The organism is Streptomyces niveiscabiei (assembly GCF_033794345.1).
GTDB lineage: Bacteria > Actinomycetota > Actinomycetes > Streptomycetales > Streptomycetaceae > Streptomyces > Streptomyces niveiscabiei.
Genome location: NZ_JARAYJ010000033.1, coordinates 69,254 through 86,229, shown reverse-complemented (window position 1 = coordinate 86,229; position 16,976 = coordinate 69,254). Strand labels below are relative to the sequence as shown.

8 protein-coding genes are annotated in these 16,976 nt (G+C 73.1%); 1 reads left to right on the top strand and 7 read right to left on the bottom strand.

Features of this window, described 5'->3' with window-relative positions; all coding sequences use genetic code 11:
- Positions 1–155: 155 nt before the first annotated feature.
- Positions 156–3,953 carry a multifunctional oxoglutarate decarboxylase/oxoglutarate dehydrogenase thiamine pyrophosphate-binding subunit/dihydrolipoyllysine-residue succinyltransferase subunit gene (locus PV682_RS33830; protein WP_319735575.1) on the top strand — a complete coding sequence of 1,266 codons (3,798 nt, stop codon included), beginning with the start codon at positions 156–158 and terminating at the stop codon, positions 3,951–3,953.
- Between the two features lie 71 nt (positions 3,954–4,024).
- On the opposite strand, the gene fxsT is transcribed toward PV682_RS33830, so the two are convergent.
- The 7 genes from fxsT to PV682_RS33795 form a co-directional block, all read right to left on the bottom strand.
- Positions 4,025–7,033, bottom strand: coding sequence for an FxSxx-COOH system tetratricopeptide repeat protein (fxsT, locus tag PV682_RS33825; protein ID WP_319735574.1), 3,009 nt, complete (start codon positions 7,031–7,033; stop codon positions 4,025–4,027).
- Positions 7,034–7,187: 154 nt separating this feature from the next.
- A complete protein-coding gene (locus tag PV682_RS33820) occupies positions 7,188–8,525 on the bottom strand; it encodes an aKG-HExxH-type peptide beta-hydroxylase (protein ID WP_319735573.1) in 1,338 nt (445 codons plus the stop codon).
- On the bottom strand, positions 8,522–9,670 hold the full coding sequence (locus tag PV682_RS33815; RefSeq protein WP_319735572.1) for an FxsB family cyclophane-forming radical SAM/SPASM peptide maturase: 1,149 nt from the start codon (positions 9,668–9,670) through the stop codon (positions 8,522–8,524). Before PV682_RS33815 ends, PV682_RS33820 begins: the two co-directional genes overlap by 4 nt.
- Before the next feature lie 120 nt (positions 9,671–9,790).
- A complete protein-coding gene (fxsA, locus tag PV682_RS33810) occupies positions 9,791–9,946 on the bottom strand; it encodes an FxSxx-COOH cyclophane-containing RiPP peptide (protein WP_319735571.1) in 156 nt (51 codons plus the stop codon).
- 14 nt (positions 9,947–9,960) lie between these two features.
- The gene (locus PV682_RS33805) at positions 9,961–13,359 is read right to left on the bottom strand and encodes an SAV_2336 N-terminal domain-related protein (RefSeq protein WP_319735570.1); all 3,399 of its coding nucleotides are present in this window, start codon (positions 13,357–13,359) and stop codon (positions 9,961–9,963) included.
- A 6-nt stretch (positions 13,360–13,365) separates the two neighbouring features.
- On the bottom strand, positions 13,366–14,382 hold the full coding sequence (locus tag PV682_RS33800) for an AAA family ATPase (RefSeq protein WP_112477060.1): 1,017 nt from the start codon (positions 14,380–14,382) through the stop codon (positions 13,366–13,368).
- An 82-nt stretch (positions 14,383–14,464) separates the two neighbouring features.
- Positions 14,465–16,702: a VMAP-C domain-containing protein gene (locus tag PV682_RS33795; protein WP_407705785.1), complete on the bottom strand. Its 2,238-nt coding sequence runs from the start codon at positions 16,700–16,702 to the stop codon at positions 14,465–14,467.
- Positions 16,703–16,976: the final 274 nt, after the last annotated feature.

Below are 16,976 nucleotides of genomic sequence, written 5' to 3'. Positions count from 1 at the left end.
CCGCTTGTTTCCCGCCATTTCTGATGGCGAAACACGGCGTTCGATGTGACTTACACGACGATGCGGCGGCCCGGCCTCTCCTTCTCGGTCTTGGAGGCGTAGCCTTTATTCCCGCTGTCCATCACCTTGTGAAGCGGAAGAGGGCGGTTGCCGCCGTGTCGTCACAGTCCCCCAGTAACGGATCGAGCACCTCGACCGAAGCGGACCGAGCGGGTACGAATCCCGCCGCCGCCTTCGGACCGAACGAGTGGCTTGTCGACGAGATCTATCAGCAGTACCTCCAGGACCCGAACTCGGTCGACCGGGCCTGGTGGGACTTCTTCGCCGACTACAAGCCGGGGGCCGCCGAGACCGCCGCCCCGGCTGCGGCGGGCACTGTGGCCGCGGGGGCCGCAGCGACCACCACGCCCTCGGCACCTGTCACCCCTGCCACCCCTGCTCCCGTTCCCGCGGCGCCCGCGGCGCCGGCCCCGGCTCCCCAGCCGGCCGCACCGGTCGCCGCTCCCGCCCCACCCGCCGCACCCGCACCGAAGCCGAAGGCCGCTCCCGTGACGACCCCCGCCGCGCCCGCGCAGGAAGCCCCCGAGGGCCCCGAACTCGTGACCCTCCGCGGCCCGGCCGCCGCCGTCGCGAAGAACATGAACGCCTCCCTGGAGGTGCCCACGGCGACGTCCGTGCGCGCGGTCCCGGTGAAGCTGCTCTTCGACAACCGCATCGTCATCAACAACCACCTCAAGCGCGCCCGGGGCGGGAAGATCTCCTTCACGCACCTCATCGGGTACGCGATGGTGCAGGCCATCAAGGCGATGCCGGGCATGAACCACTCCTTCGCGGAGAAGGACGGCAAGCCCACCCTGGTCAAGCCGGAGCACGTCAACTTCGGCCTCGCCATCGACCTGGTGAAGGCCAACGGCGACCGCCAGCTCGTCGTCGCCGGCATCAAGAAGGCCGAGACGCTCGGCTTCTTCGAGTTCTGGCAGGCCTACGAGGACATCGTGCGCCGCGCCCGCGACGGCAAGCTCACGATGGACGACTTCACCGGCGTCACGGTCTCCCTGACCAACCCCGGCGGCCTCGGCACCGTCCACTCCGTGCCCCGTCTGATGCCCGGCCAGTCCGTCATCATGGGCGTCGGCTCGATGGACTACCCGGCGGAGTTCCAGGGCACCTCCCAGGACACCCTGAACAAGCTCGGCATCTCCAAGGTCATGACGCTCACGTCGACCTACGACCACCGGGTCATCCAGGGCGCCGCCTCCGGCGAGTTCCTGCGCATCGTCGCGAACCTCCTCCTCGGCGAGAACGGCTTCTACGACGACGTCTTCAAGTCCCTGCGGATCCCCTACGAGCCGATCCGCTGGCTGCGCGACATCGACGCCTCGCACGACGACGACGTCACGAAGGCCGCCCGCGTCTTCGAGCTGATCCACTCCTACCGGGTCCGCGGCCACGTCATGGCCGACACCGACCCGCTGGAGTACCAGCAGCGCAAGCACCCCGACCTGGACATCACCGAGCACGGCCTCACCCTGTGGGACCTGGAGCGGGAGTTCGCGGTCGGCGGCTTCGCCGGCAAGTCCCTGATGAAGCTGCGCGACATCCTCGGCGTGCTGCGCGACTCGTACTGCCGCACCACCGGCGTCGAGTTCATGCACATCCAGGACCCGAAGCAGCGCAAGTGGATCCAGGACCGCATCGAGCGCTCGCACTCCAAGCCGGAGCGCGAGGAGCAGCTGCGCATCCTGCGCCGCCTGAACGCGGCCGAGGCCTTCGAGACGTTCCTCCAGACGAAGTACGTCGGCCAGAAGCGGTTCTCCCTGGAGGGCGGCGAGTCCGTCATCCCGCTGCTCGACGCGGTCATCGACTCCGCCGCCGAGTCCCGCCTCGACGAGGTCGTCATCGGCATGGCCCACCGCGGCCGGCTCAACGTGCTGGCGAACATCGTCGGCAAGTCGTACGCGCAGATCTTCCGCGAGTTCGAGGGCAACCTCGACCCGAAGTCGATGCACGGCTCCGGCGACGTCAAGTACCACCTGGGCGCGCAGGGCACGTTCACCGGTCTGGACGGCGAGGAGATCACCGTCAGCCTGGTCGCGAACCCCTCGCACCTGGAGGCCGTCGACCCGGTCCTCGAAGGCGTCGCCCGCGCCAAGCAGGACATCATCAACAAGGGCGGCACGGACTTCACGGTCCTGCCGGTCGCGATCCACGGCGACGCGGCCTTCGCGGGCCAGGGCGTGGTGGCCGAGACCCTCAACATGTCGCAGCTGCGCGGCTACCGCACCGGCGGCACGGTCCACGTCGTCATCAACAACCAGGTCGGCTTCACGGCGGCCCCCGAGTCCTCGCGCTCCTCCATGTACGCCACCGACGTGGCCCGCATGATCGAGGCGCCGATCTTCCACGTGAACGGCGACGACCCCGAGGCCGTCGTCCGCGTCGCGCGGCTCGCCTTCGAGTTCCGCCAGGCGTTCAACAAGGACGTCGTCATCGACCTCCTGTGCTACCGCCGCCGCGGCCACAACGAGTCGGACAACCCGGCGTTCACGCAGCCGCTGATGTACGACCTGATCGACAAGAAGCGCTCGGTGCGCAAGCTGTACACCGAGTCCCTGATCGGGCGCGGCGACATCACCCTGGAAGAGGCCGAGCAGGCCCTCCAGGACTACCAGGGCCAGCTGGAGAAGGTCTTCACGGAGGTCCGCGAGGCCACCGCGCAGGGCTCCGCCGGCGCGTCCGCCGACCCGCAGGACGGCTTCCCGGTCGCCACGCCGACCGCGATCTCCACCGAGGCCGTCAAGCGGATCGCCGAGTCGCAGGTCAACATCCCGGACCACATCACGGCCCACCCGCGCCTGCTGCCGCAGCTCCAGCGCCGGGCGGCCATGGTCGAGGACGGCACGATCGACTGGGGCATGGGCGAGACCCTCGCGATCGGCTCGCTGCTCCTGGAGGGCGTCCCGGTCCGGCTCGCCGGCCAGGACTCGCAGCGCGGTACGTTCGGCCAGCGCCACGCCGTCATCATCGACCGCGAGACCGCCGAGGAGTTCACGCCGCTGAACTACCTCTCGGAGGACCAGGCCCGCCTGAACGTCTACAACTCGCTGCTCTCCGAGTACGCGGCCATGGGCTTCGAGTACGGCTACTCGCTGGCCCGCCCGGACGCGCTCGTCATGTGGGAGGCGCAGTTCGGTGACTTCGTCAACGGCGCGCAGACCGTCGTCGACGAGTTCATCTCCTCCGCCGAGCAGAAGTGGGGCCAGACCTCCGGCGTCACCCTGCTGCTGCCGCACGGCTACGAGGGCCAGGGCCCGGACCACTCGTCCGCCCGCCCGGAGCGGTTCCTCCAGATGTGCGCGCAGAACAACATGACGGTCGCCATGCCGACGCTGCCGTCGAACTACTTCCACCTCCTGCGCTGGCAGGTCCACAACCCGCACCACAAGCCGCTGGTCGTCTTCACCCCGAAGTCGATGCTGCGTCTGAAGGCCGCGGCGTCGACGGCGGAGGAGTTCACGAGCGGTCAGTTCCGCCCGGTCATCGGGGACACCTCGGTCGACCCGAACGCGGTCCGCAAGGTCGTCTTCACCGCGGGCAAGGTCTACTACGACCTCGACGCCGAGCGGCAGAAGCGCGGTATCACGGACACGGCGATCATCCGGATCGAGCGCCTCTACCCGCTGGCGGGTGCGGAGCTCCAGGCCGAGATCGCGAAGTACCCGAACGCCGAGAAGTACCTGTGGGCGCAGGAGGAGCCGGCGAACCAGGGTGCCTGGCCGTTCATCGCGCTCAACCTGATCGACCACCTGGACCTGGCGGTCGGCGCGGAGGTCCCGCACGGTGAGCGCCTGCGCCGTATCTCGCGCCCGCACGGCTCGTCCCCGGCGGTCGGTTCCGCGAAGCGGCACCAGGCGGAGCAGGAGCAGTTGGTGCGTGAGGTGTTCGAGGCGTGAGCCTCTGACCTGACGGCGTGGAAGGGTCCCCGGGAGGTTCTCCTCCCGGGGACCCTTCCGTGTGCGGGCTCTCAGTTCAGCAGCGGTTCGAAGTCCCAGTAGGGACGGATCCGGGAGCGGGCCGAGATCGTGTGCGGGTGCTGGCGGCCGAGGGTGGACTCGAAGTCGGAGAGGACTTCCTGCTCGACCTTCTCGGCCTGCCGGCGTTCGCGGAGGTTGCGCAGGTCGGCGGCGTGGGCGACGCGGGCGGAGAGCGTGAGGGGGTGGGTGCGGCCGAGGGATTCGGTCGCGTTCGCGATCGTGGCGCGGCTGAGGGTCTCCGCCGACTCCGTGTCGCCGACGAGGTTGCGCAGGGCGGCGGCGTTGAGGGCGGTGCCGAGGGTCCAGGGGTGGGTGGCGCCGAGGCTCGCGGTCATGTCGGTCAGCGCCTGTTCCAGGATCGCGTGGGCGTGGTCGCGTTCACCGACGTTGCGCAGGATGAGCGCCTGGTTGGAGCGGGCGCCGACGAGGAAGGGGTGGGTGTCGACCAGGGTGAGCTCGTAGCGGGCGATGATGGACTCGCTGAGTTCGCGGGCCTCGTCGATGTCGCCGTGCTCGCGGATGAAGCAGCTCTGGGCGATGGCGGCGATGAGGGTGGTCGGGGAGTTCTCGCCGAGGACGCGCTCGGCGCGTTCGAGGACGCTCGCGAAGAAAGGTCCCGCCGCGTCGCGGTTGCCGCCGCGGTAGAGGCACATGGCGAGGTTGTGCTCGGCGTACAGGGTCATCGGGTTGTCGTCGCCCATGACGATCCGGTACTCGTCGACGTTGCGCGTCTGCACCGATTCGGCCTCGGCGTACCGGCCGAGCAGGCGCAGGTCGACCGAGTACGACAGCTCGGACTGCAAGGTCCAGGGGTGCCGGGCGCGCAGCAGGTTGCGGCGGGCCTCCCAGGCCCTGCGGTCGGTGTCGAGGGCCTCCTCGTACCGGCCGAGCATCCGCAGCGACACGGCGAGGTTGTTGATCGCGTTGAGGGTGCGGGAGTCCTGGTCACCGAGGAGGTCGCGGTAGGTGGCGAGGACCCACCGGTACAGCTCCAGGGACTCGTCGTACCGGGCGAGCCCCCGCAGGTCCGCGCCGAGTCCGTTCGCGGCCCGCAGGTGTTCGAGGTCCTGTGGTCCGCGCTCCTGGCGCAGGTGCTCGACGGCGGTCCGGTTGAGCGCCTCGCTTCCCGCGTAGTCGCCGCTCGACCTCAGCAGGTTGGAGTAGTGGTACGACAGGTCCCAGATCCGCGGGTGGGCCTCGCCGAGGAGTTCGCTCCATGCCTCCATCGCGCGCCGCGCGAGCTTCGTGCCGGCCCGGTACTCGCCGGAGAGGTACATGTAGCGCAGGCAGTTGAGGACGAGGCGCTGCACCTCGGGGTCGGGGGTGCGCAGGACGTCCGCGTACTTCAGGTGGGGCACGATCTCCGCGTACAGCGGCCACATCCGGGTGTCGGTGGGGCGGCGCGGGTCGGCGAGCGCGAGGGCGCGGCGTACGACGTCGATGAACTCGGCGCGGTCGCTCTCCGGCATGTCCTTGTGGACGATCTGGTGGACCATGCGGTGCAGGTAGAGGGAGTCGCCGGTGGTGGCGGGTTCGTCGAAGGAGACCTCGTGGGACTCCAGGCGGACGACGGAGTACTGGCGGAGCTGGTTGATCGCCTTGTTCCACAGCAGCGGGTCGTTGACCAGCCCGGCGATCTGCTCGGGGAGTTCGTCGCCGGGCAGGTCGCGCAGGAGGCGTACGGGGATGAAGCCGGGCGCGAAGAACGTGCACAGCCGCAGCAGGTCGACGGACTCGGGGACGGTCTCGCGGAGTTTGTTCAGCAGTATCGACCACGCGGTCTGGAAGGCGACGGGGAAGTCCGCCGACACCTTGACGACGTCGGAGTCGATGCCGCCCTCCAGGAGGGCGATGTAGTCGCGCACGGACAGGTCGGAGTCGTTGAGCCAGCCCGCCGTCTGGTCGAGGAGCAGCGGCAGGTCCTCCAGGGCGTCGGCGAGCTGGTCGGCCTCGGTCTCGGAGAGCCGGGGGGCGCGGCGCCGGACGAACGCGACGGACTCGTCCCGGGAGTAGACCGGGATCTCCACCAGCTTGCTGTTGTGCTCGGACCATTCGGGGTTGCGGGAGGTGATCAGGACGTGTCCGGGTCCGGTCGGCAGGAGGTCCCAGATCTGCTCGGGTTCGTCGGCGCCGTCGAGGACGAGCAGCCAGCGGGAGTACGGCTCGCCCCGGCGCAGCGCGTCGCGGACGGCGCGCAGCCGCTCGCCGTACTCCTGGCCGGTCTGGAGGTCGAGCTTGGGGGCGAGTTCGGCGAGGAAGCGCCGGTAGGTGACGCGTTTGTCGGCGTTGACCCACCAGACGACGTCGTACTCGGAGCCGAAGCGGTAGACGTACTCGGTGGAGAGCTGGGTCTTGCCGACGCCGGACATGCCGTGCAGGGTGACGACGCCCGCACCGGGTTCGGCGCTCTGGAGGATGTGGTGGATGTCGTTGAGGAAGGGCTCGCGGCCGGTGAAGCGGGTGTTGCGGCGGGGTACGCCGCCCCAGACGTCCGGCATCGCGGCGGGGAAGCGGGGTCCGCGCCGGCCGTCGACGCCGTTCGTGTGCGGGTCGTAGGGCAGGTCGAGGCGGTCGAAGAGGCGGCGTTCGGCCTCGTCGGCGCCGAGGTTGGTGAGGTTCTCCGCGGCGAGGACCGTCACGGCCTGCGGGAGCGGGGCGTTGGTGAGGGAGACGGCGGCGAAGCGGGCCGGGTCGGGGGCGACGACCTCGCGCAGCGCCGCGTTCCACTCCTCGTGGCTGCGCGGGCCGAGCTGGAAGTACCACTCGCTGACCAGGACCAGGATGCGGCCCTCGGAGAGCGTCAGGTCACGCAGCAGGTCCGGCAGCGGCACCTCGGGCGGGGCGTCCCAGCGGACCAGCACGACCCGGACGCCGTTGCGCTCCAGACGGTCGGCGATCCAGGCGGCCCAGGCCCGGTTGAAACCCGCGTAGCTGATCGTGACGGTCGGCCGTGGGGTCCCCCTCTCGGTGGACCTGACCGGTGTGCGGGCTCCAGACAAGGCGGCCTCCAACGCGTCGTTCCAGGAAAAATCGTAGGGCCTCGGTGTGCCGCCCGTAAGGTCCCGGGAGACGGCGGGTGGACGTCGGGGCAGGGAGATCTTCGCGCAGGAGCCCTTACGCGCGCGGGCGTTTGACCACTCGTCCTCCGTCCCCTCACTCGTTCGGGCGTCCTTGAGCGGAAGCGTGCCGTTGTGTCCACAGCGTGCGTGCGGCGTGCACGTACGCCTGGGCGCGCGCCTGCTGGCCCCGGGGTGCCGGGTGGTCGCGCATGCGTTCGTGGGTGTCGGCCATCGCGTCGACGAACAGCCGTCCCCGGACGGTGAGATCGGGTGATCCGACGAGCGCGGGCAGGGCCGCGCCGACCATGGCGTGGCAGCGGGCGTGCTCGGTCCAGGCCCGCTCGCGGTGCGCGGGGTCGGTGAGGGCGAGGCGCTGCTGGTAGTCGGCCATCGCGAGGTGGGAGTAGGCGCCCTGGAGGAGGCCCTCGAAGGGGCGGGGGTCCTGCCGCCAGGGTGCGAAGTACCGTTCCTCGCCGCTCGCTTGATGGAGTGTCACCATGTCGGAGAGCGCGGAGAGTTTGGCGTGGTGCAGTTCGTGGACGAGGGTCGAGGCGAACGACACCGGCCCGGGTGGAAGGTTGCTGAGCAGCGCTCCGAACGCCTCCCGCAGGGTCGCGCTGCTCGTCCCGCGCGCGGCGGAGATGTCGGGCGGGGCGGTGAGCGGCACCAGGCAGCGCAGCAGTGTCAGCGCCTCCCGCAGCCGGTGCTCCCCGCCGGTCCGCAGCGCCTCCCCCGCACCGGACCACACCTGCGCCCACCGCTTGCGCCCGGCGTCGTCCAGCACCACCGCCTCCCCCAACCCGGCCCGGCCGCGCGGCGATCGGGTCGTGCGGTACGGGTCGAGGTCCTCCAGCGGTACCAGCGGCGCGCCGGGCACCAGGCCGGGCAGCGCGTGCGCGGGCAGCCAGGCTCCCGAGGCCGACCAGGCGCCGACGTCGGGTTCCGGGTGTACGGTGACGTCGAGCTCGCCTTTCTGACGGATCGTCATCCGACCGTCTCTGTAGGCGACTTCGGCGTCTCCCTCGGTCCGCAGCGCTCCGAGGGACGGCAGGACGAGCATCCCGTCGTACGCCGCGATCCGGAGCGTGAAGTCGAGTCCGGCCCGCACCGCGCAGGCGGCGGCGATCGCCCCCAGGTGAGCGAGGTCCTGCGGTTGTCCGGGGTTGCGGAGTGTGTGCCAGGCCCAGGAGCCGGTGAGAGGGTGCAGGAGGCGCGCACGGACGGGGGTGGCGGCGTGAGCCGGTCCGGACGCCGCCCGGTCGGCCTGCGTCAACAGGTCCCAGGCGTCCCGCAGTCGGTCTCCCGCCGCGTCCAGCACGGCGCGTACGACGAGCAGTTGGCGGCGGTGCTGGTCACGGACGAGGAGGCCGAGGGTCTCGGGGTCGGCGCCGGTACGGCCGAGGTCGGCGACGGCGGTGCCGGAGAGGGTCATGGCGCCCCCTTCCCGGTGACGGTGGCGAGCCGGTCGGCCACGTGCCGGATGAAGTGCTGGAGGTCGGCGCAGTACACGGACGGGTTGCGGAAACCGTGCCCGGCGCGGTAGCGGTGGGCGTAGTGGCCGCCGCCGCAGACCCGCAGCAGGGGGCAGCTCCGGCACTGCTGGGCCAGCGCCGCCGCACCCGCCTGCCGGTCGGCGACCGCCGGGTGGCGCAGCGCGTCGTCGAAGGGGTGGCGGAAGACGTCGAGTCCGGTGCGGGCGGCGCCGTCGTACGCGGACTTGAGGGCGTCGGTCTGCTCGATGGTTCCGTCGGTCTCGACGACGACGGAGTCGAAGGGGGCGAGGCCGAGCGCCTCGACACCGGCGTCCTGGCCCAGCAACAGGGCGAGACACGCCTCGAAGAGCCGGACGTGGGTCTCCCGTCGGCCGGTGTCCCACCAGCGGTCGAAGACGGCGCTGAGCCACCCACCGTACCGGCCCAGGCGGTCGGGCGGGGCCGACCAGTTGCCGTGCGGGAGCAGCAGGTCGAGGGCAGGTGGCCGGAGTTCGACGAGCGAGTCGTACGTCCGGACCGGGTCGAGCGTCGGGTCGACGACCGTCAGGATGCCGCCGTACGCCTCGGGGAACCGCTCGGCGAGGAGCCGGGTGCCGCGTGCGGCGGCGGGCCAGGAGGGGCGTCCGGCGTGGTCGACGCGGCGGGTGTTGTGCGCGGCGGTGCCGCCGTCGAGGCTGACGCCGACCCGGATGCCGGCGGCGGCGAGGGCGGCGAGCCGGGGCTCGGTGAGAAGTGTGGCGTTGGTCTGGACGACCGGCCGGACCGTACAGCCGTCCGGCACGCGCGCGCGGACCCGGTCGGTGAAGCGGGCGAGCGTGCCGGCGCCCGCGAGGAGGGGTTCGCCGCCGTGCAACACCAGGGAGATCTCGGCGAGTTCATGACTGCGGGCGTGTTCGGCGATGCGGTCGGCCGTACGGTCGAGGATGTCCTCGGAGGCGCGCCGGGGGCGGGTGCGCCAGGTGCTGTCGGGGCCTTCGTAGAGGTAGCAGTAGGTGCAGGCGAGGTTGCAGCGGCCGTGCACTTTGACGATGAACTGCCGGAACGGGACGGCGAGTTGCACGGGAGCGGCCAGGCGTCCAGTCACTCTGCACCCCCCATGCGTGCGCGGCTGTCCCTCACGCGTGTTCCCGCGATCCGGCTCCGGACACACCCCGATGTACGAAATGTGACCGGTTCACGCGGTGGATCGACCGAAAGGTTCAGGTCACAACGCGCTGGAGAACCCTCCCCAGAGCATCTCGGTGGGCCGGGCAGCCCGGTCCACGAGGTCGGCGACGAGTTCGCGCAGCACCGGATGGTCGGTGGTCCTCAGCTCTTCCAGGTCCAGGGAGAGCAGATCGGGCAGGTCCTCGTGGTTCACGGTGTCCCCTCGGGTCATTCCAGCGCCGCCAGGCGCTCGGCCGTGTCCTGCGGTGTCGGCCGGTCCGGGACGACGCTGTCCTCGGGCAGCCGCGCCCACTCGGCCCGCGCCGCGCGGTAGGCGTCGCGGGCCGCGCGGGGCCGGGTGGCCGCTTCGTAGGACATACCCCGCCAGTGGTGCGCCTGCGCGCGAGCGCGGACACATTCCTGGCGGCGCCGCTCGGTACCGGCCAACTCCTCCGCCTCGCGGGCCGATTGAGCCGCGTCCCGGAAGACGTCGACGGCGAGGTCGAGGCGGGTGGGCCGGCGCAGGCTGCGGTACGCCTCGTACTGGACCTGTCCGAGGTCGAGGAGGCAGTGCGCGGCGAGCAGCGGGTCGTCGGCCTCGTCGGCGGCGAGCCCGAAGAGGTGCTCGGCCTCGCGCAGGTCGACGCGGTCGCCCCGGGAGCGGTAGCGCAGCATGAGGGCGCGGCCCAGCAGCAGGAGGCGGTGGGCGAGGCGGGTGCTGCCGGCGGAGGTCTCCATGCGGCAGTCGCGCAGCACGCGGATGGCCCGCGAGAGCGCGTACCGGTCGCCGGTCGCGGCGAGCCTCAGCAGGGCCTCGCCCCATTCGGCGAGGACGTCGGCGTGCGCGGGCGAGTCGCGGGGCACGCGCTGCGCGGCCCGGTCGAAGTGCCCGGCGGCCCGCTCCAGATCGACGGCGAGCCCCGACTCGCCGTGCCGGGCGACGGCGACGCGCCCGGCGCGTACGGCGAGCGCGGCGCGCTGGGCCTGTTCGCGGACGACGGCGAGCGCCTCGTCGACGCGGTCCTGTACGTCGTCCAGGGGGCCGCCCGCGCCGAGGAGCGCGTCGATGAGGTCGAGGAGGACGCGTACGCGGGCGCGGATCTCGTCCGGGGTGTCGGGCTCGGGGGTGGTGTCGAGGGCGGCGGTGAGGGAGCGGGCGGACTGTTCGGCGTAGCGGCGGGCCTGGTCGGGGTCGGCGGTGGCGCCGGACAGCAGGAGGAGGACCCGGCCGTGCACGAGGGGGAGTTCGGGCGGGCGGGTGCGCCGGTCGGGCCAGACGTCGGCGAACGCCTCCAGCATGCCGACGGAGACCTGGAGCAGGGCGCTGTCCCCGCCGAGCCGCCACTGCTCCTCCAGGGCGCGCACGCGCTCCAGGGTGAGCTTGAGGGCCTCGCTCTCGTCGAGTCCGGGCGCGGCGCAGGCGACGGCGTACTCGCGGTCGGCGCGGGAGAGCAGGTCGAGGGCGCCGGCCAGGTCGCCGCGCCGCCTGCGGTCCCCGGCACAGGCGTGCAGCACCCGGGCGAGGACGGCGCGTTCGTGCAGGGCGCGGGGGTGGGCGACGGCGCGTTCGGCGGCGGCCTCGGCCTGGCGCAGCAGGTCGTCGCCGCCCTGCACCTCCCACAGGCGCAGCGTGCAGTGCGCGTACTCGGCCCACAACTCGGGGTCGGCGGCGGCCTGTTCGTCGCGCTCGGCGGCGCCGCGCAGCAACTGCACGGCGTCGATGGCGTCCTGGATCATGCCCTCGCGGTCGAAGCGTGCGATGAGCGTGCGGGCGCGCACCACGACCGGGTGCGTCCGGCGCTCGACCAGCGCCCCGATGCCGGGCTGTTCGTAGTGCGGGGGCAGCGGCATGAACCGCCTGAGCACCCGCGCGGCGACCTCGGCGAACGGCTGCGGGACGGGCGGGGCGGCGCGGTCGTCGTCGCCGGGCGCGTACGGCCGTCCGGCGCCCCCGTCGCCGAGCTGGGCCAGCGCGAGCGCGGGGAAGTTGGGGCCGCCCTTGCCGAAGCGCTGCTCGATGTACTCCGAGGTGTGCTTGAGGACGAGCATCGCCTCGTCGCGGCCGAGCCTCGACAGGAGGGCGTCGCGGACGTCCGGCTCCATCTCGTACCACTGGGCGCCGTCGCCGTCGAGGTCCTCGCCGGCCCGCGCGACCAGGCCGCCCACCAGGACCTCGGCGAGTTCGGCGGGGCCCGAGCCGGGGAGCATCGTGCGCTGCACGAGCTGCATCACCGGCAGGCACAGGGGGGCCGCCGCGAGGTACACGGCGAGGCGTCCGGCGGTCGGCGAGGCGCTCGCGCTGAACCGGCTGACCCGCTCCAGCGCCGTACGCCGCCGGTCCGCGCGGGCGGGCGGGGCGGGCTGCTGGTCGGCGCGGACCCAGCCGACCGCGCCGGGTACGGGGCCCGAGCCCGCGCCCGACAGCAGGCGTGCCCAGGCGCCGAGTGCGACCGGCTCGGGCGGCAGCACCGGGACGGGCAGCGCGCCCGGCTTGCGGACCTCGCCGGCCGCCCGTACCCGCAGGGCGCCGCCGAAGGTCTCGGCGCGGCTCAACTCGCCGAAGGTGACCGGGAGTCGGGTGCGGGCCCACATGCGCTGCGGGAGGGGTTGCAGGACGGCCACCGGGCCCTGTCCGGAGAGGTGGTGCAGCAGGCGGTGCGCTCTCCCGCTGTGCCACAGGGGGCCCGCGCAGTCGCTGACCAGCACCACGATCCTGCGGCCCGTCGGATCGCTCAGCCGCTCCGCCGAGTTCAGCGGCGCGGCCTGTGCCTCGGGGCTGCGGCTCACCGTCGGCTCGCCGTCGGGGCCCTGGTGCAGGAAGCTCGTCTGGATGTCCGAGAACGCGCCCAACTGGCCGAAGACCTGCTCCAGTTCGTCGAACATGCGGTGCCAGACCCGCATGGACGAGGACGCGTCGAGGACGAGCTGGAGCCGGGCGTCCCTGCGGGTGACGGCCCGGTGCACGGGCAGGATCAACCCGCCCGCCTGGGCGCTGAGTTCGGCGGTGGCGGCCTCGTCGAGGGCGGTCCTGAGCGGCGGCGCCGGGCTCCGGTAGCCCTGCAACCTGCGCAGGGCGCGCTGGAGTTCGAGGGGGGACGGCAGGACGGGGGCGGCGGGAACGCCGATGCTGAGCGCGCCGGCGCGGGCTTTCCCGGCGTTGCGGGGCATCGGGTAGAGGCTGACCTGACCGTCCAGCACGGGCCGCTTGGGGGGCCGTTGGACCTCAGGGGCGGGGGCGGGCGGCTCGGCGAGGACGGCCCCTGTCGCCAACTCCCCCGGCATCCCCGGCGCTTCGGGTACAGCGCCCTCTGGGGCGTCCTGCGGGGCGGGGCGGCGGGTGAAGCGGGCCAGCCAGAGGGCGTCGCTCAACTGGCGGTGGTCGGGGTCGAGTCCGGCGGCGCGGAGGCGGATGACCAGCTCGGCCAGGGGGTCGAAGGCGGGGGTGTGGTGTGCGGGGGTGTTGGCGGGCGCAGGGGTTTCGTGTGCGGGCGCGTCGTCCGGCGTAGGGGTGTTGCGCGCGGGGGCTTTGTGGTCGGGGGTGTCATCGGGCGTAGCGGCGTCGTGCGCGGGCGCGTTGTCGGGCGTGGGGTCGTCGTCCGGGCCGTGGCGGGGGAGCGCTTCGGGCATCGGGGGTCACCTCGGGCGGTCGAGGCGCTGGATGAGGAGGTCGGCGAGGCGGTCGCGGCTCGGTGGGGCGGCGGCGTCCGTGAGGTAGATCGCGTTCAACAGCTGGTCGGCGGCGAGGAGTTCGCTGCGGGAGCGCTCCAGGAAGTGGGTGATCAGGTCGTCGCCCGCGCGCGCGGCCTCGTCGCCGAGGTGGGCGCGGACGAAGTTCGCGAGCCGGTTGTGGTCGGGGCGGCCCAGCTCCAGGTGGATGCAGCGGCGCATCAGGGGGGCCGGGAAGTCGCGTTCACCGTTGCTGGTGAGGACGACGAAGGGGAACGCCCGGCACCGTACCCGCCCGTCCTTGACGCGGACCTTCACCCCGTCCGCCGTGAGGACCTCCGCCTCCCCGTCCGGCAGCCGGTCGGCGATCCGCTCCAGCTCCGGTATCGCGAACTCCCCTTCCTCCAGGACGTTCAGGAGGTCGTTCGGCAGGTCGATGTCGCTCTTGTCCAGCTCGTCGATGAGCAGCACGCGCGGCGTCGCGGACGGCAGCAGCGCCGTACCGAGCGGCCCGAGCCGGATGTAGCTCCCGATGCCCTCGACGGCCCCCGGCGACCCCGCGGCCGAGCCGAAGCCGCCCTGCGCGGCGATCTGGACGTCCTGGAGGCGCGCGATGGCGTCGTAGTGGTACAGCCCGTCCTGGAGGGCGGAGCGGCTGACGATGGACCAGCGCAGGACGTTGCCGAGCCCGAGTTCGTACGCGACCGAGTGCGCGAGCGTGCTCTTGCCCGCGCCGGGGCTGCCGGTGACCAGCAGCGGGCGGCGCAGGTACAGCGCCGCGTTGATCATCTCCAGCTCCTCCGCGCCGGGCCGGTGCAGCTCGGCGAGGTGCCGGTGCGCCCCGAGCCGCCGGTCCTCGGACCCCTCGCCCTGCGTGTCCCGCCCCGCGAAGTCCCGCCACGGCGGCGGCGCGGGCAGTCGCTCGATGCCGTCGTGCGGTTCCCCCGCGCCCCGGTAGATGAGCCACTCACTGGATTCCGTCATGATCCGGTCCTCGTCACTCGTCCACTCCCCGGGCGGCCGTGCCCACGGTATCGATGCCAGGGGGGAGCTGGTAGGGGTCGCGTCACGGCGCCTCCAGCAACTCGCCCGTCCCCGGCAGGGGTTGGGTCGGGTCGTCGTACAGCAGGGCCACGCCGGCCGCCCAGAAGGTCTCGCCCCGGCCCTGGCCGAGCCGCACCCGGAGGTCGTGGACGGCCTCGGGCAGGCGGGCCGCGCTCGGCGGGCGGGCGATCTCGTCGACGCTGCCCCGGTGGAACTCGCCGCACACCGTGTCCGGGCGGGCCCTCCCGCGCCGCCACAGGGCGACGCCGTACCCGCCGTGCACGATCCGCGCGAGCGCCGCCGCGTCGTCCTCGTACCGGTGGTCGCCGTACCGGCACAGCACGGGGACCGTGCCGTGCGCGAGCGAGCGCAGCTTCTCCACCGTCGGGACGGGTACCCGCAAGCCGTCGTCGCAGTCCAGGAGTTCGGCCTGCGCGCGGTGCGCGTGCAGCCAGCGCCAGCGCGCGGCCCGCTCCTCCCGCGCGTCGAACCACTCCGTGCCGTCCAGGTCGCCCAGGTCGTCGACGAGCTGCTCCCGGTCGGCGACCCGTACGACCACGGGCCGCGCCACCCCGAGCGGCTCCTCCCCCGGCACCGGCCGCCAGGCATCGACGTCGATGCCCAGCAGCACGTGCGGCACGGCCACTTGCAGCACCGCCGGCCGGCCGGGCTCGTCGCACCGCCGGAACGCCTCCGCGAGCGTGCCCGCGATCCGCCCCGGCAACTCCGCGATCCGCGCCCGCTCCTCCCCCGGCAGCGGGTCGGCCCCACCGTCCGCGTGCAGCACGGAGACCGTCCAGTCACACCGGTCGGGCTCCCAGGGGCGCGGGAGGATTTCGAGGAGGACGGCGGGGTGGGGGCGCGTCTGCTGCGCGCGGGAGGTCTGGACGGGGATGCCGGGCAGGGGAGTGCCGTTGGGGTGCGGGGCGACGGGGGTGGCCAGGGGCACGCCGGTTCCGTACGGGGCGTCCGCGTCGGGCGGCGGGGCCGTGGCGGGGCCGGGGGCGTCGTACGCGGTGTCGGTACCGGACGGCGAGGCCGCGGCGGCGTCGTACGCGGGCTCGGTGGCGAACGGGGCGTCCGTGCCGGGCCTCGGCGGGCTCGCGTGCCCGTTCTCGCGGGCGCGGCGTTCGCGTCGGCGCAGGATGTCGATGTGCTGTTCCGCGAGGCTCGCGCGGTAGCGGCCGGTGAGGCGGCCGGCGGACTGCCAGATCCAGGACCAGAGGGATTCCTCGGCCTCGGGGGTGGTCGCGGAGGTGAAGGGGCGGTCGGCGGCCAGGACGCGCATCGCGTAGTCGAGGACGAGTTCGAGGGCGCCGTCGTCGCGCGCGCTCTCGTACAGCGTGCCCAGCCCGTCGCGCCAGGCGCGCGGCGCGGGCAGGGGCGGCGGGCCCTGGAGGTCCGGCAGGGAGTCCAGGATGTCGAGCAGCGCGCGCGTGCTCGCGGGCGGCGGGAGGTCGGCGAGCCGGCCGAGCAGCAGCACGCGCTCGTCGGGGCTGAGCGTACGGCCCGGCCGCGCGCCGAGGCTGCCCTGGACGTCCGTCCAGGTCTGGGCGCGCGCCGAGGGGTGGCGCTGGCGGTCCCGGTGGTAGCGGTCGTGCGCGTGGCACACCGCCTGGTACAGGTCGTCGTGCTCGGCGGTGATCTCCCCGGCGGGCACCCGCAGCGTGCGCAGCTGCTCGATGCCGGTGGAGGTGCCGCCCGGACGGTGGTCCGAGCGCGCCTTCAGCACGCCGATGACCTCCCCGCGCGCGAGGTCGATCACCGGCCCGCCCGACACCCCGTACGGCAGGTCGTTGTCGCCGAGGCGCATCTGTACGTCGGAGCTCCAGCCGCCGATCGTGCCCTGGACTGAGAGCGTGCCGTCGAGGACCTGGAGGCGTCCCTCGCTGACGGTCCAGCCCGCGTACAGCACCCGGCCCTCGCCGAAGTAGGCGGCGGGGCGCTCGGAGACGTACACGCACTCGTGGTCGTCGACCGGTTCCGCGAGCTGTACGAGCGCGAGGTCGGGGGCGGGCCAGTTGCCGGACGCGGGCATCCGCGCGGGGCGCTCGGGCACGGTCGCCGCGACCCGCCCGCGTACGGCGCGGACCCCGGCGCCGGGCGAGCCCTGACAGACCACCACGACCTCACCCCCCTCCCCGGCGCAGGCGACATGTGCGCAGGTCAGCACCCAGTTGGGTGCGACGAAGAACCCGCTTCCCAGAAAACTGTCGACCTCATCGAGGTCATACCCGCCGCCAGGCCGGTGAATGCGCACGGTAGCCGCCACGACGAGCCCACGCAGTGCACGCCGGGCGGCATCCCCGCCGTCCGACGCGCCCCCGACGCGCCCCCCGTTCACATCCACCCCCGTCGGCCCCGGCCCCCACCGCCCCCATGCCCCGACGCGCCGGTCGGTGCGACGCCCTCCGGGGGTGAGAGGGGGCGGACGGGGGCATCGTGCGGGCGGGGGGAACGCGCTGCGGGGAGGGGGACGGCTCGGGGGGAGGGCGGGGAGGGGGGCACAGTTGTGGGAGGAAGCGGGGCGACGG